Origin of the sequence: Streptomyces sp. NPDC004065 (assembly GCF_044903565.1) — a bacterium.
Taxonomy (GTDB): Bacteria; Actinomycetota; Actinomycetes; order Streptomycetales; family Streptomycetaceae; genus Streptomyces.
Genome location: NZ_JBJDQT010000044.1, coordinates 1 through 23221 on the forward strand (window position 1 = coordinate 1; position 23221 = coordinate 23221).

Annotated in this window: 19 protein-coding genes and 1 pseudogene; 4 read left to right on the plus strand and 16 right to left on the minus strand. The window is 69.4% G+C overall.

What is annotated here, in order from left to right; genetic code table 11:
• Window positions 1–148 (plus strand): annotated as a pseudogene (locus tag ACI2LW_RS31750) (UTP--glucose-1-phosphate uridylyltransferase); the annotation flags it as partial.
• Between the two features lie 177 nt (window positions 149–325).
• Here ACI2LW_RS31750 and obgE read toward each other — a convergent pair.
• From obgE to ACI2LW_RS31780, 6 genes are all read right to left on the minus strand, one after another.
• On the minus strand, window positions 326–1762 hold the full coding sequence (obgE, locus tag ACI2LW_RS31755; protein WP_404734721.1) for a GTPase ObgE: 1437 nt from the start codon (window positions 1760–1762) through the stop codon (window positions 326–328).
• A 146-nt stretch (window positions 1763–1908) separates the two neighbouring features.
• Window positions 1909–2163 carry a 50S ribosomal protein L27 gene (gene rpmA, locus ACI2LW_RS31760; protein WP_030051735.1) on the minus strand — a complete coding sequence of 85 codons (255 nt, stop codon included), beginning with the start codon at window positions 2161–2163 and terminating at the stop codon, window positions 1909–1911.
• Between the two features lie 14 nt (window positions 2164–2177).
• Entirely contained in the window at window positions 2178–2498 is a 321-nt protein-coding gene (rplU, locus tag ACI2LW_RS31765) for a 50S ribosomal protein L21 (protein WP_009188585.1), read from the minus strand.
• A 271-nt stretch (window positions 2499–2769) separates the two neighbouring features.
• On the minus strand, window positions 2770–7191 hold the full coding sequence (locus tag ACI2LW_RS31770) for an Rne/Rng family ribonuclease (protein WP_404734722.1): 4422 nt from the start codon (window positions 7189–7191) through the stop codon (window positions 2770–2772).
• A 277-nt stretch (window positions 7192–7468) separates the two neighbouring features.
• Window positions 7469–8245, minus strand: coding sequence for a TIGR03936 family radical SAM-associated protein (locus ACI2LW_RS31775; protein WP_404734723.1), 777 nt, complete (start codon window positions 8243–8245; stop codon window positions 7469–7471).
• A gap of 48 nt (window positions 8246–8293) precedes the next feature.
• Window positions 8294–9292, minus strand: a complete 999-nt coding sequence (locus ACI2LW_RS31780; RefSeq protein WP_404734724.1) for a hypothetical protein — start codon at window positions 9290–9292, stop codon at window positions 8294–8296.
• Window positions 9293–9618: 326 nt separating this feature from the next.
• On the opposite strand from ACI2LW_RS31780, the gene ACI2LW_RS31785 reads away from it, so the two are divergent.
• A complete protein-coding gene (locus tag ACI2LW_RS31785) occupies window positions 9619–11181 on the plus strand; it encodes a recombinase family protein (protein WP_404734747.1) in 1563 nt (520 codons plus the stop codon).
• Between the two features lie 169 nt (window positions 11182–11350).
• Here the strand turns inward: ACI2LW_RS31785 and ACI2LW_RS31790 are convergent, their stop codons facing one another.
• The 4 genes from ACI2LW_RS31790 to ACI2LW_RS31805 all read right to left on the minus strand — a co-directional run bounded on the left by ACI2LW_RS31790 (window position 11351) and on the right by ACI2LW_RS31805 (window position 14792).
• On the minus strand, window positions 11351–12646 hold the full coding sequence (locus ACI2LW_RS31790; protein ID WP_404734748.1) for a replication initiator: 1296 nt from the start codon (window positions 12644–12646) through the stop codon (window positions 11351–11353).
• A 303-nt stretch (window positions 12647–12949) separates the two neighbouring features.
• Window positions 12950–13147 (minus strand): hypothetical protein, encoded by a 198-nt coding sequence (locus ACI2LW_RS31795; protein ID WP_404734725.1) that lies wholly within the window; start codon window positions 13145–13147, stop codon window positions 12950–12952.
• Window positions 13144–14445 carry an FtsK/SpoIIIE domain-containing protein gene (locus ACI2LW_RS31800; protein WP_404734749.1) on the minus strand — a complete coding sequence of 434 codons (1302 nt, stop codon included), beginning with the start codon at window positions 14443–14445 and terminating at the stop codon, window positions 13144–13146. The genes ACI2LW_RS31795 and ACI2LW_RS31800 overlap by 4 nt, the downstream gene beginning before the upstream one ends.
• Complete coding sequence (locus ACI2LW_RS31805; protein ID WP_030171365.1) at window positions 14445–14792, minus strand: hypothetical protein; 348 nt, start codon at window positions 14790–14792, stop codon at window positions 14445–14447. Before ACI2LW_RS31805 ends, ACI2LW_RS31800 begins: the two co-directional genes overlap by 1 nt.
• 165 nt (window positions 14793–14957) lie before the next feature.
• Here ACI2LW_RS31805 and ACI2LW_RS31810 point away from each other — a divergent pair, with 165 nt between their 5' ends.
• A complete protein-coding gene (locus tag ACI2LW_RS31810; protein ID WP_404734726.1) occupies window positions 14958–15737 on the plus strand; it encodes a GntR family transcriptional regulator in 780 nt (259 codons plus the stop codon).
• 410 nt (window positions 15738–16147) lie between these two features.
• Here the strand turns inward: ACI2LW_RS31810 and ACI2LW_RS31815 are convergent, their stop codons facing one another.
• On the minus strand, window positions 16148–16426 hold the full coding sequence (locus ACI2LW_RS31815) for a hypothetical protein (protein WP_404734727.1): 279 nt from the start codon (window positions 16424–16426) through the stop codon (window positions 16148–16150).
• 333 nt (window positions 16427–16759) lie between these two features.
• On the minus strand, window positions 16760–17317 hold the full coding sequence (locus tag ACI2LW_RS31820) for an ATP-binding protein (RefSeq protein WP_404734728.1): 558 nt from the start codon (window positions 17315–17317) through the stop codon (window positions 16760–16762).
• A gap of 212 nt (window positions 17318–17529) precedes the next feature.
• Between ACI2LW_RS31820 and ACI2LW_RS31825 the strand changes: the two genes are divergently transcribed.
• On the plus strand, window positions 17530–18906 hold the full coding sequence (locus tag ACI2LW_RS31825; RefSeq protein ID WP_404734729.1) for a sporulation protein: 1377 nt from the start codon (window positions 17530–17532) through the stop codon (window positions 18904–18906).
• Window positions 18907–18909: 3 nt separating this feature from the next.
• Here ACI2LW_RS31825 and ACI2LW_RS31830 read toward each other — a convergent pair whose 3' ends face one another.
• The 4 genes from ACI2LW_RS31830 to ACI2LW_RS31845 all read right to left on the minus strand — a co-directional run bounded on the left by ACI2LW_RS31830 (window position 18910) and on the right by ACI2LW_RS31845 (window position 23103).
• A complete protein-coding gene (locus ACI2LW_RS31830; protein WP_404734730.1) occupies window positions 18910–19824 on the minus strand; it encodes an aminoglycoside phosphotransferase family protein in 915 nt (304 codons plus the stop codon).
• 168 nt (window positions 19825–19992) lie between these two features.
• Window positions 19993–21471, minus strand: coding sequence for a hypothetical protein (locus ACI2LW_RS31835; RefSeq protein WP_404734731.1), 1479 nt, complete (start codon window positions 21469–21471; stop codon window positions 19993–19995).
• The gene (locus tag ACI2LW_RS31840) at window positions 21468–22070 is read right to left on the minus strand and encodes a hypothetical protein (RefSeq protein ID WP_404734732.1); all 603 of its coding nucleotides are present in this window, start codon (window positions 22068–22070) and stop codon (window positions 21468–21470) included. Before ACI2LW_RS31840 ends, ACI2LW_RS31835 begins: the two co-directional genes overlap by 4 nt.
• 481 nt (window positions 22071–22551) lie before the next feature.
• Window positions 22552–23103 (minus strand): hypothetical protein, encoded by a 552-nt coding sequence (locus ACI2LW_RS31845; RefSeq protein ID WP_404734733.1) that lies wholly within the window; start codon window positions 23101–23103, stop codon window positions 22552–22554.
• Window positions 23104–23221: the final 118 nt, after the last annotated feature.

Sequence of the window (23221 nt, forward strand, 5' to 3'; positions counted from 1 at the left end):
CAAGGGCCGCCGCTACGACACCGGCGACCGCGGCGACTATCTGCGTGCCATCGTCCGGCTCGCGTGCGAACGTGAGGACCTGGGCCCCGACTTCAAGAAGTGGCTGCGCTCCTACGTCGACGCGGAGCTGACCGACGCCGGCGTCTGACGGCGGCGTCTGACGGCGGCGCGGGAACGCATGAGGGGCGGGCCCCGGAGGAAGTCTCCGGGGCCCGCCTTTCCGCTGTGCCCGAGGCGCCGGCCGGGGGCGCCTGCTCGGGGTGCCGGCCGGGGGCACCTGCTCGGGGTGCCGGCCAGGGATGCCTGCCCGGGGCGCCCTCGGGATCTAGAAGGGCTCGAAGCCGTCGTACTCCTGCTGGGACTCGTCGCGTTCGGCCTGGCGGTCGCGGCGGCGCTGGGCGGCCGGGCGCGGCTCCTCGAAGCGGTGGTCCTCGCCACGGCGGCCGAGCATCTCCGCGCCGGCCATGACCGACGGCTCCCAGTCGAAGACGACCGCGTTGTCCTCGGGGCCGATGGCCACGCCGTCGCCGGCCCGGGCGCCGGCCTTCATCAGCTCCTCCTCGACACCGAGGCGGTTCAGCCGGTCGGCGAGGTAGCCGACGGCCTCGTCGTTGTTGAAGTCGGTCTGGCGCACCCAGCGTTCGGGCTTCTCGCCGCGGACGCGGTACAGCCCCTCGTCCTCGCGGGTGACCGTGAAGCCCGCGTCGTCCACGGCCTTGGGCCGGATGACGATGCGCGTCGCCTCCTCCTTCGGCCGCGCGGCGCGGGCCCGGGCGACCAGCTCGGCGAGGGCGAACGACAGCTCCCTCAGTCCGGTGTGGGCCACCGCCGACACCTCGAACACACGGTAGCCGCGCCCCTCGAGGTCGGGCCGGACCATCTCCGCGAGGTCCTTGCCGTCGGGGACGTCGATCTTGTTCAGGACGACGATGCGGGGCCGGTCGTCGAGCCCGCCGTACTGCCGCAGCTCCTCCTCGATGACATCGAGGTCGGAGAGCGGGTCGCGGTCGGACTCCAGGGTCGCCGTGTCCAGTACGTGCACGAGCACGCTGCACCGCTCGACGTGCCGGAGGAACTCCAGACCCAGGCCCTTGCCCCGGCTGGCGCCCGGGATCAGACCGGGCACGTCGGCGATGGTGTAGACGGTGGAACCGGCCGTGACCACGCCCAGGTTGGGCACGAGGGTCGTGAAGGGGTAGTCCGCGATCTTCGGCTTGGCCGCGCTCAGCACCGAGATCAGCGAGGACTTCCCGGCGCTCGGGTAGCCCACGAGTGCCACGTCGGCGACGGTCTTCAGCTCCAGGACGATGTCCTGGAGGTCCCCCGGCTCGCCCAGCAGCGCGAACCCGGGCGCCTTGCGCCGGGCGGAGGCCAGCGCCGCGTTGCCGAGGCCGCCGCGGCCGCCCTGTGCGGCGACGTAGGAGGTGCCGTGGCCGACCAGGTCGGCGAGCACGTTGCCGGCCTTGTCCAGCACCACGGTGCCGTCCGGGACGGGCAGGACGAGGTCCTCGCCGTCCTTGCCGGAGCGGTTGCCGCCCTCGCCGGGCTTGCCGTTGGTGGCCTTGCGGTGCGGGGAGTGGTGGTAGTCCAGCAGCGTGGTGACGGACTGGTCGACGGTGAGGATCACGTCGCCGCCGCGCCCCCCGTTGCCGCCGTCCGGGCCGCCGAGCGGCTTGAACTTCTCACGGTGGACGGAGGCACAGCCGTGTCCCCCGTTACCCGCGGCGACGTGCAGCTCGACGCGGTCCACGAAGGTGGTCATGGTGCGGTGCCTCCAGAAAATTCGGACAAGTCAAGGATTACTGCTTGTAACACGCGAAAGGCGGACCCGCCTTCCCGCCCGGGAAGTGAGGTCCGCCTCGCGAAACGCTCGGTCTGAGCCCTGGGATTCAGGTCGAATCAGGCGACTCAGGCGACCGGAACGATGTTCACGACCTTGCGGCCACGGCTGGTGCCGAACTCCACCGCACCGGCCTGCAGCGCGAACAGCGTGTCGTCGCCGCCGCGGCCGACACCGGCGCCCGGGTGGAAGTGGGTGCCGCGCTGGCGGACCAGGATCTCACCCGCGTTCACGACCTGACCGCCGAAGCGCTTCACGCCGAGCCGCTGGGCGTTGGAGTCGCGACCGTTCCGGGTGGACGATGCGCCCTTCTTGTGTGCCATCTCAGTTCAGTCCCTTACTTCGCGGCCGTGGGGATCGACGTGACCTTGATCGCCGTGTACTGCTGGCGGTGGCCCTGCCGACGGCGGTAGCCGGTCTTGTTCTTGTAGCGCAGAATGTCGATCTTCTGGCCCTTGTGGTGGTCCACGACCTCGGCCTGGACCTTGATGCCGGCCAGCACCCACGGGTCACTGGTCACAGCGTCGCCGTCGACAACGAGCAGGGTCGAGAGCTCGACCGTGTCGCCAACCTTGGCAGTGGAAATCTTGTCAACCTCAACGATGTCGCCGACAGCAACCTTGTGCTGGCGACCACCGCTGCGCACGATGGCGTACACGCGGATCTCACTCTCTCGCTCGGGAAACGGCACCCCCGCAGGCCAGCCACCCGACACGCGGACGACCTCTCCCGGCCAGCCCTGTGCCCGGGAGGAAGAGGTTTACGGGGATGTGGCGCGCTCAGTGACACGCCGACGGTCTAGGGTACGGGGCCCGCCGCACAGGGGTCAAACCGGGCCCCGCGCGAGTCCCCCGCCGCCGGAGCCGGCCGGCCCCGGCGGCCGTGCGGCCCCCGTCCGCGGGGGACGGGGGCCGCACGGTGCCGGCGGATCAGCTCTCGTCGGCCGGGGCCGACACGGAGGACAGCGACTGCTGCGCGGCCGCGGTCTTCTTCGACACCGACTTCCTGGCGGCCGTGGCCGTCTTGGCGGTCTTCGCCGCCTTCTTGGCCGTGGCCTTCTTCGCGACAGTCTTCTTGGCCGCCGTCTTCTTGGTGGCGGCCTTCTTCGCCGTCGCCTTCTTGGCGGCCTTGCGGGCCATCTTCTTGGCCGGAGCGGCCTCGGCGCCGGCCTCGGCCGGCTCCTCGGCGCCCTCGCCGGCGGCCGTGCCGCTCTCGTCGGACGCAGCGGTCCCGGCCGCCTCGGTGCCCGGCACCTGGGCCCCGGCCTCCGTGCCCGCCGGTACGACGACCACGGCCGCCTCCTCGGACGCGGTCGGCGCGGTCGCCCTGCGCACGGCACGGCGGCGCGGCCGCGCCGGGGCGGCGCTCGCCCCGGGCTCCCCGCCCGGAGCCTCGGCGGCCGGCACGGCCGGCTCAGCCTCGGGCTCGGGCTCGGGCTCGGGTGCCGTCTCCTGCGCCGGAGACGCGGCCTCGGGCACCGTCACCACGGCCGCCTCCGCCCCGGCGGGCGAACCGGCCGGCGCCGACACCTTGCGGGTCGCGCGGCGGCGCGTACGGCCCTGGGGAGCGGCCTCCTCGGCGGCCGGAGCCTCGGCCGGGGCCGCGGTCGCGGCCTCGTCCGGGGCGGCCGGCGCGGGGACGACCGGGTCCTCGGCGGCCACGGGCTCGGCCTGCGCCTCGGCGGCCGGCTCGGGACGCACCGGGCGCGCGGCCTCCTGCGCGGTGGGCGCGGCCGGGGCGCCCCCGTCGGCGTGCCCCTTCGGCGCGCCCGCGGGAGCGGACGCCCGGCGGCTCGCCCGGCGCCGGCCCCGGCCACGGCCGGCCGCGGCCTCCGCCTCGGCGACGCTGCTGTACAGCTCCTCGTCCGGGCCGAAGCCGTCCGACAGCGGCTCGGCGGCCGGCTGCGCGGCGACCTCGACGACCTCGGCGATCCCGGCGACGGCCTCCTCGGCCTCGCTCTCCGCCTCCTCCTCGGCGGTCGGCACGGCCACCTCGACGGCCACGGCCTCGTGCTCGTGCGGCTGCTCGGCACCGGCGCGGGCGCGCTTGCGGCGCTTGCCCCCGCCCTGCCCGCCGGCCGTCGCCTGCTCCATGTGGACGATGACGCCGCGGCCGTTGCAGTGCACGCAGGTCTCGGAGAAGGACTCCAGCAGGCCCTGGCCGACCCGCTTGCGGGTCATCTGGACCAGGCCCAGCGACGTCACCTCGGCGACCTGGTGCTTCGTACGGTCCCGGCCCAGGCACTCCAGCAGGCGGCGCAGCACCAGGTCGCGGTTGGACTCCAGGACCATGTCGATGAAGTCGATCACGATGATGCCGCCGAGGTCGCGCAGCCTGAGCTGGCGCACGATCTCCTCGGCCGCCTCCAGGTTGTTCCTGGTGACCGTCTCCTCCAGGTTGCCGCCCTGGCCGGTGAACTTGCCGGTGTTGACGTCGATGACGACCATCGCCTCGGTCCGGTCGATCACCAGCGAACCGCCGCTCGGCAGCCAGACCTTGCGGTCCAGCGCCTTGGCGAGCTGCTCGTCGATCCGGTACGTGGCGAAGACGTCGACCTCGCTCGTCCAGCGCTGCAGCCGCGGCGCCAGGTCCGGGGCCACGTGGGAGACGTATCCGTGGATGGTCTCCCACGCCTCGTCACCGCTGACGATGACCTTGGAGAAGTCCTCGTTGAAGATGTCCCGCACGACCCGCACGGTCATGTCGGGCTCGCCGTACAGCAGCGTCGGCGCGCTGCCGTTCTTGGACTTCTTGCGGATGTCCTCCCACTGCGACTGCAGCCGCTCGACGTCCCGGCGCAGCTCGTCCTCGCTCGCGCCCTCGGCGGCGGTGCGCACGATGACGCCCGCGTCCTCGGGGACGATCCGCTTGAGGATGGACTTCAGCCGGGCCCGCTCGGTGTCGGGCAGCTTGCGGCTGATGCCGGTCATCGAGCCCTCGGGGACGTACACCAGGTAGCGGCCCGGCAGGGACACCTGGCTGGTGAGCCGGGCGCCCTTGTGCCCGATCGGGTCCTTGGTGACCTGGACGAGCACGGACTGCCCGGACTTCAGCGCGGTCTCGATGCGGCGGGGGCCGCCCGAGAGGCCGAGGGCCTCGAAGTTGACCTCGCCGGCGTACAGGACGGCGTTGCGGCCCTTGCCGATGTCGATGAAGGCGGCCTCCATCGACGGCAGCACGTTCTGCACCTTGCCGAGGTAGACGTTGCCGACGTACGAGGTCGACTGCTCCTTGTTGACGTAGTGCTCGACGAGCACGTTGTCCTCGAGGACGCCGATCTGGGTGCGCTCACCGTTCTGGCGGACGACCATCACGCGCTCGACGGCCTCACGGCGGGCCAGGAACTCCGCCTCGGTGATGATCGGCACCCGGCGGCGGCCCTGCTCGCGTCCCTCGCGGCGGCGCTGCTTCTTGGCCTCCAGGCGGGTCGAGCCCTTGATGGACTGCACCTCGTCGGACGGCTCGGCGGGCTTGCGGGGCTCGCGGACCTTGACGACGGTGCGCTCCGGGTCGTCGGCGGACGACTCGCTCTCGCCACCGCCGTCCCCCGCCCTGCGGCGGCGCCGGCGACGGCGACGGCTGCTGCTGCTCCCGGCGCCCTGCTGGTCCTCGCGCCCGCCGGACCGCTCCGCGGACCGGGACGCGTCGTCCTCGTCCGCCGTCTCGTCCTCGTCCTCCTCGAGCTGCTCGGCGGTGTCCTCGGCGTCCTGGGCGGCCTGGGCCGCGGCCAGTTCGCCGGTCTCCTCCTGCTCCTCGTCGCCGGCCTCGGCGGACTCGCCCCGGCGACGGCGGCGGCCACCGCGGCGACGGCGGCGGCGCGAACCGCCCTCGTCGCCGTCCTCGCCGTCGACGGCGTCCTCGGCGGACTCCGCGTCCTCCTCGGCGTCCTCGGACTCGGCGGGCTCGGCGGCGCGCGGGGTCTCGGCGTCCTGCGTCCCGGGCTCCTCGGCGGAGCCGCGACGGCGGCGCCGGCGGCGCGTCCCGCCCTGCTCGCCGGTCTGCTCGGGCCGCTCCTCGGCCGACGGCTCCCCGGCCGGCGCCTCCTGGTCCCCGGCGGACTCGGCGGCCGCTTCGGCGGCGGCCCGCTCGGGCGTCTGGAACTTCGGCTCGGTGAAGACGGGCGGCTGGAACACGGCGACCGCGGGGCGCGCGGGCCGGCGCGGCGACTCGCCCTCGGTGTCCACGGCGGACCCGGCGGCGGGACGCGCGGGCTCGGCGAACCCGGTCGCGGCACGCCGTACGGCCCGGCGCCGGGCGCGGCGCGGGCCGGCCTCCTCACCGGCGGGCTCCTCGGCGGCGCCGGCCGCGGCGGGCCCCGCCTCGGCCTCCGGGCGGCTCTGCGCGGCCACGGGCTCCTCGGCGACGGGCTCCGGGGCGGCCACGGCGGTGGTCTCCGCGGCGGCCGGCTCACCCGCGGGCGCCGTCACCTTGCGGGTGGCGCGGCGGCGCGTACGGCCCTGGGGAGCCGCCTCCTCGGCGGCGGGCATTCCGGCGGCCGGATCGGCGGCGGGCGTCCGCGCGGCGGGGGTCCCGGCGGTCTCCGCCTGCGGGGCGGTCCCGGCGTCCGTCACGGGCGCGACGGCCTCGGCGGGCTCCGGCGCGCCGGCGGGTGCGGACACCTTGCGGGTCGCGCGGCGCCGTGTACGGGCACCGGAGGGCGTCTCGGCGCTCTCGGCTCCGGTGGCAGCGGCGGGGGCGGCGGGCGCCTCGGCGGGGGCCTCACCGGTGCCGGCCGGGGCCTCCGGGGCGGCCTTGCCCTCGGCGGGCAGCACCGTCTCGGCCGCCTCCGCGGCCGGAGCGCCGGCCGGCGCGGAGACACGGCGCGTGGCGCGGCGGCGGGTGCGGCGCGGGGCGGCGTCTTCACCGGAGTCGCCGGAGTCGCCGGAGTCGCCGGCGGACGCCCCGACGGTCTCCGGGGCCTCGGCGGGCCGCTCGGCGGCGGCCGGGGTGTCGGCGGCGGTGCCCGCCGGTACGACGGTCTCGGCGGCGTCCTCGCCGGGTGCGTCCTTGGGCGCACCGGCCGGTGCGGAGACGCGGCGCGTGGCGCGGCGGCGTGTGCGCGGCGCGGGGGCGGGCTCGGCCGTCACCGGGGCCTGCGCGGCCTCGGCGGGCTGCTCGGCGCCTGCCGCGCTCGCGGCCGCCTGCGCGGCCTGCTCCGCCTCTTCCTCGCTCTCGGCGGGGTCGGCGGGGCCCGTGGCCGGTATGGCCGGCGCGGTCTCGGTGGCCGGGGTCTCGGCGGCGGGCGGTCCCGCCGGGCGGGACGCGGCACGGCGCCGGCGTCGCGGCGGCAGAGTGTCGCTGGGGGTGTTCAGTTCTTCGGAACCCTTGGCGGGTTCGGTCGGTTCGAGCATGCGGGCGTATCTCCCGTCAGGCTCCCGGGCGCCGCGCCTGGTCCGGTGCCGATCGCGTCGATCGGCGCCGTTGACGTCCGCGGCCGCGCGGTGCGCGACAGCCGCCGTCCGGGGCGCGGGCGCCACACGGGAGCTCTCTGTGTCCTGTCTCGCCGGTTCCGTACTCCTTGTTGTGCACGGCCTGGCGAAAGTCTTGTGGTCGGTGCGCTGCCCGACCCAGGTGGCTCCCGAGTACGAGGGCGGCGCTTCGACGTCCGTCCCTGCGCCGAGACCTTCCTTACGCCGGCGCCTTCGCGGCGGCAGTCGCGCCGGCCGGGTGCGGCTCGGTCGCTGCTGCCTCGCGGTCGGGCGCGAGCGGGTCGGTCACCGCGCCGGTCTCCTCATCCAACAGCCCCTGCGCCAGCCTGGTCACCGCTGCGGGGACCGGCGGCGCCAGGTCGGCCACGGCGCTAAGACCGGACAGGACGTCGTCGGGTCGTACGGCAGGCGTCACGTGCCGAACAACCAGCCGCAGTATCGCACAGGGCCGGTCGCTCGGCCTATCAGCCGCCGTACCAGGCGTTGCCGCGCTCTGCAGGCTCACGACCGCGGGGCGGGCGTCGAAGGTGCGCATGCCGTTCTTGGTCAGGCGCTGTACTTCGACGGACCCGGCGCCGGTGAAGGCCGCGACCGCGCGTTCGGCCTCGGCCGGGTCGACGCCGTCCAGCCGCAGCTCCCACACGGAGGCCGTCAGCCGCTCGGCGAGTCCCGGCGTACGGGCCTCGACCGCCTCGACGACGTCGAGCCCGGCGGGCAGCGACTCGTCGAGGAGGACGCGCAGGCGCTCCGGGTCGCGGTGCGCCGTGAGCGCGATCTCCAGGTACTCCGCCTCACTGCCCGTGCCGGTGGGTGCGGCATTGGCATAGGACACCTTCGGGTGCGGGGTGAACCCCGCCGAGTACGCCATCGGCACCTCGGCGCGGCGCAGCGCACGCTCGAAGGCGCGCTGGAAGTCACGGTGGCTGGTGAACCGGAGGCGGCCGCGCTTGGTGTAGCGCAGTCGGATGCGCTGCACCGCGGGTGCGGGCGGCGGGCCTTCGGGCTGTCGCTTGCCCAGTGTCGTTCAGTCCTTCGTGAGAGCGGTCCTACTGCTACCAAGAGTACGTGCCGCGGGGCCGGGAGGTTCCCGCCGGTCCGGCGGGAGCGGGCGCTCCGGCTCGCCGGACAGCGCCCGCCGGACCTCCGCCCGGGCCTGCCGGATCGTGTGCCGGACCGGCTCGAGGGCCTGGTGGACGGCCTCCCGCACGGCCCGCGCGGCCCGCGCGGCGGGCCGCAGCAGGGCGTCGCGCACGACGTGCCCGACCGGGGTGAGCAGGGTCCGGTACACCCATCGCGACGGTTCCACGACGATCCACCCGAAAAGGGTTCCCAGGAAGCGCCCGAGGGCACGTGAGATCCGTCCCGCGACCCGCCAGGCGTACCCGAGAGCGGCGGCGGCCTCCCGCCCGGCCGCGGCGAGGAGGCGTCCGGCGGGAACCAGCACCCGGCGCCACACGGCGAGAGCGGGCAGGACCAGCAGCACCCGGCAGGTCCAGTACAGCGCGGCGCCGATCCCCGTGGCGACCACCGCCACGAGCCACCAGGTCGCCCTGAGCACCCGGGCGAGCACCTGCCCGACCGGCGTGAGCAGGCGCGCGTACAGCCACGCCAGCGCGACCGCGACGCCGTGTGCGGCCCACCGCGCGAGCCACGCCAGCGCTTGCCCGGCCGGTGTCAGCACCCTGCGGTACACCCATACGAGCGGTACGACGACGAGCAGCCGGCCGAGCCACACGAGGGCCCGGCCCGCCGGCACGACGGCGTACCGCCACAGCGCCCGCAGGGGCAGGACGAACAGCACCCGTCCTGCCCGGGCCAGCACCCGCCCTGCCCGGGCCAGCGCCCGGCCCAGGGGCCGCAGCACCGTGTCGCGCACGCGGCGCGCGCCCGCGGCGAGCACGTCCCACACCACCCGTGCCGGCAGCACCAGCACGAGCGCCACGATCCGCACGGGTATGCGGACGGCCGCGGTCAGGCACCCCTCGGGCGCCCGCTGTTCCGTCACCGGCTTGTCGGCATTCATACCGGCCAGGACGCCGCAGTCCGCTCCTTGGATCCCGGTTCCGCCGACAAAAGGGATTTTTCTCCCGAACGCGGCGCCGCCGCACGGCGGTCAGCGCCCTGCCGCCGGCCGCGGCTCAGTGCGCGTGACCGCCCGAGGCGGGCGCCGGTGCGGAGTTCTTGACCGTCAGCGGCAGCAGCTTCCTGCCGGTGGGGCCGATCTGGATGCTGGTGTCCATGGCGGGGCATATGGAAAAACACTGAAAACCGCCCAGGACCTACGCCACGCTGTCTGGCATGAGGAAACGAGGACAGCGGCGGCTCGCGGCAGATCGAGCGGCCTACAGCGTGGAAGCCGAGTGGACCGAAGCCGACCTTGCGCTGCTGGAGGAGTTGAAACGGGCTGAGGCCCTGCTCCCCGAGGACGCTCCCCGGGCACTCCTCTCCATCCGCTTATCCGTGCTGACGGACGACACGACGTCGCCGGTGCGGCAGGAGCTCGACCTCCGCATCCTGGCCAGGGAGCGCGGCAGCCGAGTCGTGGGTGTCGCTTCGGACCTGAACGTGTCGGCGACGAAGGTCCCGCCATGGAAGCGGAAGCAACTCGGGGACTGGTTGAACAACCGCTCCCCCGAGTTCGACGAGATCCTGTTCTGGAAGCTCGACCGCTTCGTACGGCGTCTCTCCGATCTCTCGACGATGATCGAGTGGAGCCTGAAGCGCGGGAAGAACCTGGTCTCGAAGAACGACAGTCTTGACCTCACGACGACCGCCGGAAAGATCATGGTCACGATCATCGGTGGTATCGCCGAGATCGAAGCGGCCAACACCTCCACCCGGGTCACGAGTCTGTGGGACTACGCGAAGTCCCAGGAAGACTGGATCATCGGGAAGCCGACATACGGCTACGTCACGGACGAGGACGACACGGGGAAGGTCGTTCTCGCCATCGACCCCGAGGCGTACAAGGCACTGCACTGGGCTCGGGACATGGCGCTTCGAGGACGCTCAGCCCGTTTCATGGTGCGCTGCCTGAAACGGTCCGGCCTCATGAGTCAGGGGCTCACCGTGGTGACCCTGCTCCGCCGGCTCCGCAACCCTGCGCTACTCGGCTACCGCGTGGAGGAGGACAAGAACGGAGGACAACGGCGCTCGAAGCCGGTCCTCGGCAAGGATGGCAGGCCGATCAAGGTCGCTCCCGCCATCTTCACCGAGGAGGAGTTCGAAACGCTCGGCGCTGCCCTCGACACGCGCAAGAAGAACCAGCCCCCGCGCCGTGTCGGCGGAGTGACCCAGTTCCTCGGCGTCCTTCTGTGCGCCGACTGCAAGACGAACATGACGGTCCAGATCACGAACAACACGTACGGCACCTATCAGTACCTACGGTGCCGCAACTGCAAGAGCGGCGGACTCGGAGCTCCCAACCCCGAGCGGGTCTACGAGCGCCTGGTGGAGGACGTACTCAAGGTCCTCGGCGACTTCCCCGTAGAGGTTCGCCAGTACGCGGAGGGTGCCGAGGTGCGGAGGGAGATCAAGCGTCTCCAGGAGTCCATCGCCCTGTATATGAAGGAGCTGGAACCCGGAGGCCGGTACACGAAGACGCGGTTCACGAAGGAACAGGCAGAGGCAACGCTCGACAAGCTCATCGGGGAGCTCGAAGCGATCGACCCCGAGACGGCGAAGGACCGCTGGGTCAACGTCCACGGCGGGAAGACGTTCCGTGAGCACTGGCAGGAAGGTGGCATGGAAGCAATGTCCGCGGACCTGTACCGGGTCGGGATCCGCTGCGAGGTCACCCGTACGAAGGTGCCAAAGGCCCGCGCCCCGAAGGTGCACCTCCGCCTCCTGATCCCGAAGGACGTGCGCGAACGTCTCGTGATCCGAGAGGACGACTTCGCGCAAGCCATCTGATCCCAGGCCCGGGCAAGACGAAGCCGCCTTCCCCTCGCTCAGGGAAGGCGGCTTCGCGTCTCACTCGAACCATGTAGCGGCGTCGAACGGTTCTTCCGTGCCGTCCTCGTCCACGATCACGATCTCGCTTTCGATCAGACCCGTAGCTCTGTCGTTCGCAGGATCAGGCTCAGGCAGAGGAGTTATCGACCCCACCTCCCTGCTGCCTGGAATCGGCGCTGAGACGCCGGCACTCTGCGAGGTCTACGGCGACTCCTGCCGCGATGAGGGCGGCTCCGGGGGTGTGGCCCGAGCCGACGTAGCGCCACTGGGCATCCGTGATCGTGTCGGGTACGTCGAGGTGTCCTACGTGGTGGGCGCGTTCGGCGCGTAGTGCCGCGTAGGTGGTGGAGTAGGCCCGGGATTTGGTCAGGATGTGGCCTCGATAGCCGAGGGTGTGGGTCCAGGTGCGCAGGTGCAGAGGCGCGTACTCGGGGAGACCGCCGAGGCGCCAACACGTGCGCATGAGAGCGCGGACGTGCCCGCTCACGGGTGCTGTGTCGATGTCGGACGAGGTGGTGACCTTGTGGTCAGTGCCAGCGCCTGTCTCGCTCGCACCCTTGGTGACGTACTTCGCGACATAAGCGGCTACAGCGTCATCACTGGGTCCGTCGCCGTCGGCATACAGCGGGCGGACATCGAGTTGGATGCCCCAGCACAGAGCCAGTTCACCGACGGCTGGGCTGTACGGGGTGTGAACCAGAACCCTCCGGGCGGAGGCGCGTACGGCGTCGGTGAGCCGGTCGGCAGTGCCCCAGGACGGAGGTTCGTCGGTCGGTCCGCCGGGGCCGTCGAGGCGGACGACGGCGTGCACGTGGACGGCCGCCCGTTTCTGGTACTCGGCGACGCGTGCGAAGGACAGCCGGGCGTGGTGGGCGAAGTGGGACTGTACGAGGCCGGCGGAGGAGGCCAGGCGCCGCCGGACGTCGATGACGAAGCGGTCCCACAGCTTGGAGGCGTGGGCGTGCCACAGCACATGGCCTGTGTAGTCGTAGCAGTCGGGGCACAGGGGTTGGCGACGAGGGCGGCAGAGTTCCCCGGCACGGTGGACGGGCCCGAAGGACGGGGCGGTCAGGGTGATGAAGAGCCGGGGACGCTGGCGGACGGTGGCGGGGACGTTCTTGCCGCCGAGGAGGCCGGCGCGGACGAGGTGGAAGGTGTCTCCGGCGTGGAGTCGGGAGCAGGCGGGGCAGACGGTTGCGCGTCGGTTGCGGCAGCGGATCAGGAGACGTTCGCCGGGTTCGCTGCGGGTGTCGTAGTGGTGGAGGATCTCGCCGGTTCTGGTGTCCAGGGTGGTGGTGGAGCCGGAGAGGTGGACGGGGTGGGAGCAGCCGCCGGTTGCGGTGACCTGCTCCAGCCAGCGGGCGAACTGGGGATCTTGGGCGAGGCGGATGGTGTCGCGGTCTGCTTCGGGGAGCTGACGCAGGCGCGCCGCGCGGTCGAGGACGGCGCGCCTGTCGGTCGGGGTGTACTCCGTGGTGATGGTGGTGACCTTCCAGGGTGGGCCGCTGGAGCGGCACGGTGCGTGATGGGTGGCGCGCTCTTGTCCATGGGCTGATCCCTTCTTGCGTGGTCGGTCGCGGTGTTCGTTGGTCAGCGGATGGTTCCGGTTCCCCGGCAGACGCGGCAGCGCCGCAGCCGTCCGGTCCAGGTCTTGCGGGCTCCGTCGCCCTTGCAGTGGGGGCACCTCACGCGGCGCATGGTCATGGCGTGCGTTTCCCTTCTCAGGTCAGGTGTGGGAGAAACCGCTGATCAGCCAGGTGACGAGACCGTGGACGGTGAAGACCACGGGGGTCTGTCCGACGTAGAGGCCGAAGAGGCCGACGCAGACCGCTTCCCAGGCGCGAACGTCACGGGAGCGGACGAGGAGGACGGTGATGATCCCGAAGATCACCGCGAACGTGAATGCCGTACCTTCGCTGATCACGTGTCGTCTCCTTCCAGCACCGCGAGGGCGCGGCCTATGACGGGCAGTTCCGGAGTCAGTGCTGCGTACTTCCGGGCTGTGGAGACGGCTTCGTCCGTGGGGGTGAGGTGGGAGCGGGCGCGGCTCCAGCCACCGTCCGGACCTGTGCACACGGCCACGCCTCGTTCCTCTGCTGTGATCGACTGAGCAACGGCCACGGCGTCCTTGTTGAGGTCGCCCAAGGTCATCTCTGCGGTGCCGGGATCGTTGACGCGGTGACAGATGCGGCCACCGAGCTGGGCCCGCAGGGCGGTGACGCCGGGCCCGAGGTCGGAGCCGACGCGTTGGCCGGCGACGACCAGGTGCAGGCCGAGTGCGGCCCCGAGCTGGGCCAGCCGGAGCAGCAGCGTGGAGCACTGTTCGGCTTCGGCCTTGCTCCCGCGGGTGCCATCCGAGAGGTACAGTTCCGCGATCTCGTCGACGATGACGACGACGGGCACCGGCCGCAGCTTCTCCGGGAGCTCCCAGATCGAGCGGACTCCGGCGGACCGGCACGTGCTCATCCGGTCCTGCATGTCGACCACCAGGGCGGAGAGCACGGCGACCGCCTCCCTGCGGCAGGTGGCCAGCGCGCTGAGCCGCCCGGCGAAGAGGCCGAGTTCCATGCCGCCCTTGCAGTCGATGCCGACCAGGGCCACGGGTTGCACAGAGAGCTGTGTGATGAGCCGTGCCAGCAGAGTGGACTTACCGGAACGGGTGGCACCGGCGATGAGCCAGTGCGGGACGAGCCGCAGGTTCATCACCCACGCACCACCGGACTCCAGGACACCGATCAAGGCCGAGAGGAGTTCGGCTGGAGCCGTGGCTAAGCCCGGTCGCTGAAGCGGATCCGTGGCCGTCGCCGTCAGCAACACCAAGCCGCGTTCCGGCGAGGCTACCCGGACCGCATGGACCTTCCAGGCGTGCACGAGAGCGTCGGCCGCCTTCATGTACGTGGCCGGGGTCTGGCCCGCGTACAGGCGCACGATCACGGTCAGGCCCATGCGGGTGGCACGCGGGAAGGAGATCCGCGGAGCCACCGGCCGCAGAGGGTCACCCTTGACCACCAGGTCGCCGAGCAGGCCGCGCGGTGGGCGCCGGGAGACGGCGAGGTCGTTGAGCATGGCGACCTTGCGCCAGGTGAACATCACCCGGCACACGGTGGCCGGGTAGCCGAGGAGGTACCAGTGCCAGGCCGGCCGGTGCCGCCGTACCAGGTCGCCGACGACCAGCAGCCACGCCAGCACGGCGAGCGCGAAGGCAAACAGGATCGGTCCCATCACGCGTCACCGCCCTTCGCGGGTGCCGGGCCGCCGTGCACGGGCGTGATCGCGTCCGCCCGGAAGCTGACGCCGTGCCGGTCACCCATCGACCAGACGAACGCCGTCAGGCCCGTGACCTTGACGATCTGCCCTTCCTCGATGCCCTTCGGCTGACCGCTGACGGCGATCTCGATGACGGAGATCCGCCGGCCGTCCTGCCGCACGGTGACGGCTACGGTCCAGACCGGGTTGCCGTCCCGGTCCCTCTTCACCTCCTGTGTCTCGGGGTTGCTGAGCTTTGCTTCCGGCGCGATGGCGCACCGCAGTACGCCGAGCCGCGCCGTGTCCACGGGAATGGACTGCATGGTGTGTGGCCTCCCTGGCCAGTCGAGACGTCAGTCTGATTCTGACGTCACTTGTCCTAACGAGTTACGACTATGGAGCCCTGTACGGCGAGGGCGCAACTACTTATGCTGACGAGTGATGTCGCGCGTGCGACGTGCCTACGACCACGACCCGGAGATGACCCGATGTCGGAGATCCAGCGTCCCGGAGCCCTCTACCAGCAGGTGGCCGCCGCAATCCGCGAAGCGATCCTGTCGGGCGAGTTCGCACCCGACTCCCTGTTGCCGTCCGAAGCACAGCTCATGGCCCGCTACGGCGTCTCGCGCCCCACGGTCCGCAACGCCATTGCTGCTCTGCGAGCGGAGGGCCTGATCGATGTCCGCCACGGCAAGGGCAGCTTCGTACGCTCCGACGGCCACCCGGCGCTCACCCTCGAACGACGCATCAGCCACACCACCGACGGGCGATTCACCATGCCCGAGGGGGACGTGTGGGAGGAGGCTGAGGAGCCGAGCACGTACCGCACCCGCACCAGCAAGGCCACTGGCCGTTTGCTCCAGCTCGGGGAGGAAGAGGCACTGTTCGGCTGTGACCGGCTGCTCGTCGACCCCAGCACGGGGACGCGCGCGATGCACCGCACACTGATCCCGTTCGAGGTCGCCGAAAGCGTTCCGCTGCTCGCGGAGGATCCGGGCAAGCAGCCAGCCGAGATCTACCGGCTGCTCACCCAGGACGGACACAAGCTGTCGTGGACCGAGACGGTACGCGCCCGCATGCCGCTGCCCGACGAGCGCACCGCGCTGCGACTCCCGGACGCGACCCCGATCCTGCACATGTCCCGTGTCACGCACGACACCGACGACCGCCCGCTGATCCTCGAAGAGCTGCGCATCGGTGCAGACCGTGCCGAAGCCGCCTACCGGATTACCGCAGACAAGCGGCCCGCACGACGCACCCGCGCCTGACCAGCAACCGGCATCGGTCGAAACCCGCTTCACTTCCTCAAGGGCGCGCCTTCGGCACGCCGGGTCGCCCGGCCGCCCCGGCCGGGCGTGCGGCGTGGACGCCGGTCCCGTCCGGTCGCCGGGCGCCCCAGACCGCAGCACGCCCGAGGAGTCGAGGCGTCGACCGGCCGTCGCGGGCCGGGGCGTGGTGGGCTGGGGGTCGCCGGCCTCCGAGACTTTAGGCAGCCACCATGGGGCGAGCCTCGAAGAACAGGGGGCCCATCGGGCACAAACGCGGGCAGGACCAGTGCCTGCCCGATTCGCCGGGCCAGCGTAAGGCCCCCTGTTCACTCGCCCCATGGCAGCTCCCGCCCAAAGTCTCTCCAGCCGACGACGTGCCCACGCGCGCCGCTCACCTGCGAAGACGCCGCTCATGCTGCCGACTCCAGGAGTGCAGCGAGCCGGTCAACAGCGTCCAGCCAACTCGCCAGCCGGACGACGCCACGACCCGTTTCGTCCGTGGAAGCCACCGCCCGGACGCTCGAAAGCTCGAAGCCGGCACCAAGAAGCGCCCGGTTCAGTCGGTCAGCAGCCTCCCGAGCCGCGCGCCAACCAGCGATGTAATCGACACCGGGTGCCCACAGGACTCCATCCGTGCCCTCGATGTCGTCCAGGCCGTCACCGATCCAGTCCTCACCCGCGCCAGTCACGCGCATTCACCTCAGCCCTATCGCATTTAACGCGTCATCAGCTCGCTTGCTGTAAGGGCCAGAAGCGACGCAGCGCAGCGGCCCCGGTACCATGAGGCACCGGGGACCGCTGCGTCCCCTGCCGGGCCACCCTTCTGCTTTCCAGGGCTGAGGGGGTGGCCCGGTCTCGGTATGGGGTTGTGGAGCGCGACCCCTCATCCGGGCGGGGGACCCGGTGGGCATGACCGCGAGGGACCGCGCTCCGTGGCCGGAGGGGTCAGGCTCCGGCCGGTTTCCGGGTCACCGCCGACTCCTGATCGCGAAGGAGTGGACAGGGCGGCGCCCCGGAAATCATCAGTGCGGACTCTCACCTGCTCCGCCGTCCAGGTCGAAGCGGCACCAGACCGTCTTGCCGCCCCGTGCTTCCTGTGACCACCAGACCGCTGCCGCCAGTCGCTGAACGATGAGCAGGCCACGGCCCGAGTCGGGCAGTACCGCTTCGGCCAGCTCACCCACCAGTCCCGGGGAGAACGCCTCTCCGGCAGGAAGCAGCGGCGGTGTCGAGTCTTCGTCGGTGACACCGATGAAGAGCCACTTCGGCCACAGCTTGAAGGTCACGTCGATGCGTCGGCAGCCGCCCGCCTGCGCAAGGTGGCGATCCGGCACGGCATGGTTCACCACGTTGCCGACGAGTTCCGAGACGACCAGCCGCGCGTCGTCCACGACAGCATCGGCACCAGCTCCCCGCAGGAAGACCACCGTCATATCGCGTGCCATGCGCGCCGTGTCGTCGAACTCGGCGAACAGCGTGAGCGTCAGGAAGTGCCCGTCGGCGGAGGGAGCCGGCGCCACGAACCAGTGGGCGTATGCGTCCAGCTCACGCGCCAGCCACTCGGTCTTGCCCGCATCCATCACGTCCCCTTCCGAGAGCCTGTGGCGGCTCGATCGGCGCCGGTTGCATCACGCAAGCCAGTACACGGCCCAGCACGCGCGACCGGGAGCGTTCACCAGGGAGTTCACGTGAACACCGGCAAAGGCAAAGGGGGTTCACCAATGAACCCCCCAAAGCGAGTCTGCTGTGACACGATGAACACTCGCCGTCATTCTCGGGTTGGCAGGGGAGCATGAACCGAGAGCCGAACGCGCAGCTGATCGCAGTCATGGACGAGGCGAAGGTCTCGAACAAGGGCCTTGCCAAGCGGATGAAGGACGCCGCAGATCAGCGAGGTATCAGTCTGGGGACAACACACGTCTCAGTGCAGCGATGGCGGGACGGCGCAGGTATCCAACCGCAGACAGCCGCGATCATGGCGGACGTCCTCAGCTCGAAGCTGGGGCGCCGGATCACACCGGGCGACCTTGGTTTCTTCGACCACACCCAGCGGACCGCGCCCGAGCCCATGGGTTACCCGAGCACAGTCCCCGACGTGCTGTCCATGCTGGACGGACTCGCCCAGGAGCGCGCCGAAGCCGCAGTGACCGATCGCCTGGTCGTAGCGGACGCAGATCTCAGCGCCACAGTCCTGTCATGGATGATCGCGCGACCCGACGGCATCCAGGCCGAGCAACCCGCCCAGCAACGTGTCGGCATGCGAGACGTGCGCGCGATCAGAGACGCAGCCGCCACCTTCATGCAGCTCGACTTCAAGTACGGCGGAGGCCATGGCCACCGAGCCTTACGCCACTACTTCCGCCACGAAGTCCTGCCCCTGCTCAGCGCCAGCTACAGCGAGAAGGTGGGCCACGCGCTCTTCAGCGCCGCCGCCGAGGTCTCCCAGTTGCTCGCGTGGACCGCGTACGACGTCGGAAACCACCGACTCGCGCACCGCTACCTCACCTCCACACTGCGCCTGTCCCAGGTCATCGACGACCGCATGTTCGGCGCCCGCATCCTCGGCAACCTCAGCCACCAGGCCAACTACCTGGGCAACCACACCCAAGCCATCCAGCTGGCCCGCGCCGCCATCGAGGGAGCCAAAGGCCGAGCCACCCCACGCGCCATGGCGAACTACTGGGCCATGGAAGCCCGCGCCCTGTCCAACACAGGCGACCGCACTGGGGCCGGCCACGCCATGAACCAAGCCGAACGACACTTCGAGCAAGCCGACACCACCGACGACCCCGCATGGCTGAGCTACTTCGACGAAGCTGAACTCTTGGGCGAGTTCTGCCACTGCTTCCGCGACCTGAAGATGCGCCGCGAAGCCGTCGAGCACGCACAGCGCGCCGTCGACAGCACCGACCCGCAATACGCCCGAACCCTCGGTTTCTGCCGCATGGTGCTCGCCCAGAGCCAACTACTGACCGGCGACCTGGAAGCCGCCATCACCACAGCCAGCCTCGCCGTCGACCACGGCGACTCCCTCCAGTCCTCCCGCTTCCAGCGCTACGTCACCGACTTCCAGGCAGAGGTCAGCGCGCACGCGGACAACCGTGCTGTGGTGGCGTTCAACGAGCGGGTCACCGATGCACTGGCCCGCCTGGACGACGAGGACGAGTAGCGGCTACCGCGGACGCCAGTCACGCGGCGCATCATCGTGGCGCAGGGCAGCGATACGCCGGCGGTACTCTTCCGCCGTCTCCTGATCCTCCTGCACGTTCTGCATGAGCCACGTCGTCATGCCGAACTCTTGCAGCCGCCGAAGCGTGTCGTACCCGTCCCAGTCGTACAGGTCCCGCCCATACGCCCGCACGAAGTCGGCGTACTGCTCATCGGTCTGCCACCCAAGACTGTGATGCTCCGTGGCGGTGACCATCAGGTCCCACTCGGGATGATCGAAGCAGAAGGCCTCGAAGTCGATCAGGACCGCCTCGTTCCGCTCGTTCACCATGAGGTTCTGCACGTGAGCGTCACCGTGCACCGGCCCTCTGGGAGTCTCAAACCTCAGCTCCCGGAACTGATCGCGCAGCTCACGCCACCGCTTCCGCAGGAAGACCCTGTCCTCCTCCGGGATCGCAGCCCGGCTGATCCGCAGCTCTTGCTTGTCGAAGGGATCGAACGAAGGCAACACCAGCCCCTCGGGCACGGTCATCGAGTGCAAGCCCCGCAGGATGCTCCCCAGCTCCCCATATGTAGCCTTCCGGTTACCTTCCACAATGAGGTGCCAGAAGGTCACCGGATGGCCCTGGACCATGAGTGGTTGCTCCAGATCTTCGACGATGCGCGCAGCCGGGAAGCCCTCCGCAGACAGCCACCGCGACACGCCCACCTCGGTTCGCGCTTTGGGCAGGTACTCCTCACCGCGAGCGACCCTCATGATCACTGGCGTTGAGGCCAGCCGAAACAACGCGTTCTCCCCGAGACGGATCAGCTCAGCGCCTCTGCCATCTAGCCCCATCGCCCGGCACGCGGCACTCATCACCCGCGCAGCCCCCGCCGACGTGAACCCCTCATCCAACCGAGCAGCGTCAACCGCCATGCCCGTACCAGCTCCCCTAGTCGCGCGCGATCAACCAGCGCACGCCTATGGGTGACCAACCCAACGCGCGCCGGACACGACCTCGACCGTACCCACAGCGGAGCCAAGTAACGAGTGCCGACCGAGCGTCTCTCTCAGGCACGCTCACACAAGCCGTCAGCCATGCGCCTACTCTCCGCCCTCATCCGCGACTTCGCTGAGCGTGGTCACAGCGCTCGGCGCCCCGAGCCTGTCCATATCGAAAAGTCCCGGCTGAGTGTCGACTTGGTATGAGTAAAGTCGAGCCACCTCGTCCAGACTTCTTTTCTCCGAGCTTGACAATTCCGTCAGGAGCGACAGCGCGATCGGGGCAAAAACCCCGAGTGGGAACTTAGAAGCCGTCCGGGCCTTGCCTGTACGAGAAGGGAAGTCGCAAATGAGCGGGCGCGACCCCATCAGGGTGGCAACAGCACTTTTTACCCGAGCCATCGAGCTAAACGTCTCTGAAAGCTGAATCAATTCCTGATCGTGGGAAATGTCGTCGCGATTCACTGTAGCATAAGAGACAGTGCGCGTAGGAGTAGCCAGTTCGAGTTCACTAATAGGGATACGGACCGAATCGGCACGCCGCAGCAATTCTTGAAGCGTGATGCCATCCTGTTCCTCTGCCTCGACTTTTAGATCCTCTGACTTGGCCGCGAAGTAGGCGATATTGCGCGACCCACGGAGACACAACAGCTCACGATCTAGGGACCAACGGAAACCTGATCCTCGGTCTTCCCCAAGCTCCAGTTGGCGTTCATGAATCCGACACGCACGCGCATGAAGAACATCCAGGTTCGCACCTACCACGTACTGCAGGTTCTGAGAGTCATACTCCAATTTTAGACTAGCGAGCGATTCCAAAGTCAAAGACCGGCCGATTCTGCGCCAAAATTCCTGATCCTCAATTGGAGGCAATCCGAGAAGGAACTCCAAGGCAGCGCTGTCCAGGTCGCCAGTAACGTCGTGCTCGCCTGGAAAACTAGCCGGGGTACCGCCGGAACCCACCCACACGGCACTGAGGAATCGCAGCAATCGAGATGAACGTCGCCGGTCGAAATGACCAGCGATTTGAGCTACGGCTCCTTGAGTTGCCGCAGCGTCAAGTACTTGCGCGCCACTAAAACCGCGAGACACGCTCGATGCTACGTTTTCTGCTGCGGACTCGTTGAGCAATCCGCGTCCACCTTGCAGAATTGCGCTGGACGCCAGACCAACGACAGGATCGCTTCGGCGGCTCCGGATCAGTACTTCCATTCCTTCAATGTCGGCAACGAGCGTGTCATCATCTGGAACTCCCGAACTCCATGTAGGAGTAAAATCTCCCAGCTGATCGAGGGCGAAAACAATCGGATTCTTGTCCCGGATGGCATTCACGTCTTCTCGCAGCACAGCAGGCCGCGTGTCCGACTTCAGGAAAACCAGACGCTCACTTTCTCCGGGCCAGGAAAGCACGAGATCTGGGGCAAAGCTATGATTGAAAAAATCGGTCTTCTTGACCGTGGCCCTAGAGTCAGTGTTTGCCAGCTCGTCCGCAACGATGCTCTTAATTCGATGAACAGCATTCCGCGGATCTGGCTCCTCAAGAGCGGCGTGCACAGCGCTTGCATACTCAGAGCTGTTCATCGGACGCCCTCCAGCACATCGTACTTCTGAATGAGCGCTCGATGCTGCCGAGTAATCACAAGCTTCTCCTGCTTGTCCGAGAGCACTATCATCCAGAGTCGTTCTGTGACTGAAGCAACTACCTCTGAGTCGATCAGAGCACCCAACTCGGACGGGGCATACTCCCCGAAAATATCTTCACCGTGCTTCTCGACACCCTGCCTTACCCATTCACCAGTCAGCAACTTATCCCAGTCGGTCACGTTAAACGGTGACCAGGTGATCCACATGAAATGGTCAACCGCTCCAGGCTGCTGGCTCATGATTACGTAACACTTGGCAAGGTAGCTCAGGTACGCTGTTCCCTGATCTCTCGGCGCAGAATATTTCTTGCACTCCGCCATAAAGTATGCATTATCAAATTCTCCGCCGCAGAGGATGCCGCCGAGATCCAGCGAGAAGGGGGTCTTCTTCCCTGACGGCCATTTGAAAGTCATGCGCCGTTTCCACATGGGGTCTGTGTTGGTCCACGCCGCTTTGACGCGCGTTGTGGCTTCAAGCCACTCCTTGGCGCGCCTTGCGCCATCGGCACCGGCCTCATGTAGCTCTTCTCCTGGCATGAGGTGACCCTACGTCAAGTTGCTACGTGTGCACAGACCGTTGACGCGACACTGGTCACTTGCTCGGGGCTCTGACGCAGGTGCGCCAGAGCCCCGATGATGCAGCCGAGCACATGGAAGCCCCCGCAACTGCACTTCGTCAGCGGAGGTCCACTTACGTCGGCATGCAGGGACCTCGCTGTCCGATACCCCACAAAGGGACCGACTAAGCCAGTGGGCCGCGGTTACGCTGCTCGATCTCGTCTCCGATCGGCCGAGCCGCTTCCCGCCTGGCCGGCAGGATCGTCGACCTGCCAACAGCGGAAGGGACGTCCGGGAGGCCTCCCGCACTGGAGGCTGCTGCTTGGTGGGTGATGGCATTCCCTTGCCATGGTGTAGCCGATCACGGCAAGGGCGCACGTGCTGACGTGGCTTCCGCTACCTGCCCGCAGGACGCACAACCGTGCAACTCTCCGTCGTGAACTGCCAGTTTGTGGTGCGCCTACTGGTCTTCCCGGTAGGCTTTCCGATCTTTGAGGAACTCCCACGCCCTGATGTTCCAGCTCTGCGGGTCTATCACGATCGTCCGCCATACGGTGCTGGTTGTGGTGATCCGAATGCGGTTGTGCGGCAAGCTCCGGTCGATCTTGACGATCTCCACCGGCGGAAACTGGTGGAAACCGCCGCTCTCCGCGAAAAAATGGAAGCCACCCGTGTATACGGGTACTGCCAGGCCGACAACAGTTCCGTCATCGAACTTGGCGTCCGTGCAATAGGCGGGGGACGCCGCGCCGCTCATGCCGATCGCCGCATCGGCCACTACGCGCCGGTTCCACGCTGCCACAACACGGTTGCGTGCGCTGGCCTCCCGGGCCCATGCAGCCGTAAGCAGCACAGCCAGCGCCACCCACGAGTAGTTGTGCGTCAGATCGGCCAGGCCCCACGCGAAGAGTCCAAAAAACACTGACACGCCAACTATCCGGCTGGTGTCCTCACCAGGCACCTGTTGATTAGGCGCGATTCTGCCTTTACGGCCGCTGCGATCTCTTCCCACTACTACTCCTCGGGGCGCCCACTCCATGCTTGACAGCGGCATTGTTGCCCATGCCGGGTCCGCAACGGAGTTGTCCGGGGACCGCAGAGTAACGACTCGGTATACGGGCCCTTCCCTA

Coding starts and splice junctions, on each gene's coding strand:
- ACI2LW_RS31830 (WP_404734730.1), bottom strand. CDS start 19,824: ATGGCGGTTGACGCTGCTCGGTTGGATGAGGGGTTCACGTCGGCGGGG.
- ACI2LW_RS31820 (WP_404734728.1), bottom strand. CDS start 17,317: ATGGATGCGGGCAAGACCGAGTGGCTGGCGCGTGAGCTGGACGCATAC.
- ACI2LW_RS31840 (WP_404734732.1), bottom strand. CDS start 22,070: ATGCCAGGAGAAGAGCTACATGAGGCCGGTGCCGATGGCGCAAGGCGC.
- ACI2LW_RS31780 (WP_404734724.1), bottom strand. CDS start 9,292: ATGAATGCCGACAAGCCGGTGACGGAACAGCGGGCGCCCGAGGGGTGC.
- rpmA (WP_030051735.1), bottom strand. CDS start 2,163: ATGGCACACAAGAAGGGCGCATCGTCCACCCGGAACGGTCGCGACTCC.
- ACI2LW_RS31825 (WP_404734729.1), top strand. CDS start 17,530: ATGAACCGAGAGCCGAACGCGCAGCTGATCGCAGTCATGGACGAGGCG.
- ACI2LW_RS31805 (WP_030171365.1), bottom strand. CDS start 14,792: ATGCAGTCCATTCCCGTGGACACGGCGCGGCTCGGCGTACTGCGGTGC.
- obgE (WP_404734721.1), bottom strand. CDS start 1,762: ATGACCACCTTCGTGGACCGCGTCGAGCTGCACGTCGCCGCGGGTAAC.
- ACI2LW_RS31770 (WP_404734722.1), bottom strand. CDS start 7,191: ATGCTCGAACCGACCGAACCCGCCAAGGGTTCCGAAGAACTGAACACC.
- ACI2LW_RS31835 (WP_404734731.1), bottom strand. CDS start 21,471: ATGAACAGCTCTGAGTATGCAAGCGCTGTGCACGCCGCTCTTGAGGAG.
- ACI2LW_RS31810 (WP_404734726.1), top strand. CDS start 14,958: ATGTCGGAGATCCAGCGTCCCGGAGCCCTCTACCAGCAGGTGGCCGCC.
- ACI2LW_RS31800 (WP_404734749.1), bottom strand. CDS start 14,445: ATGGGACCGATCCTGTTTGCCTTCGCGCTCGCCGTGCTGGCGTGGCTG.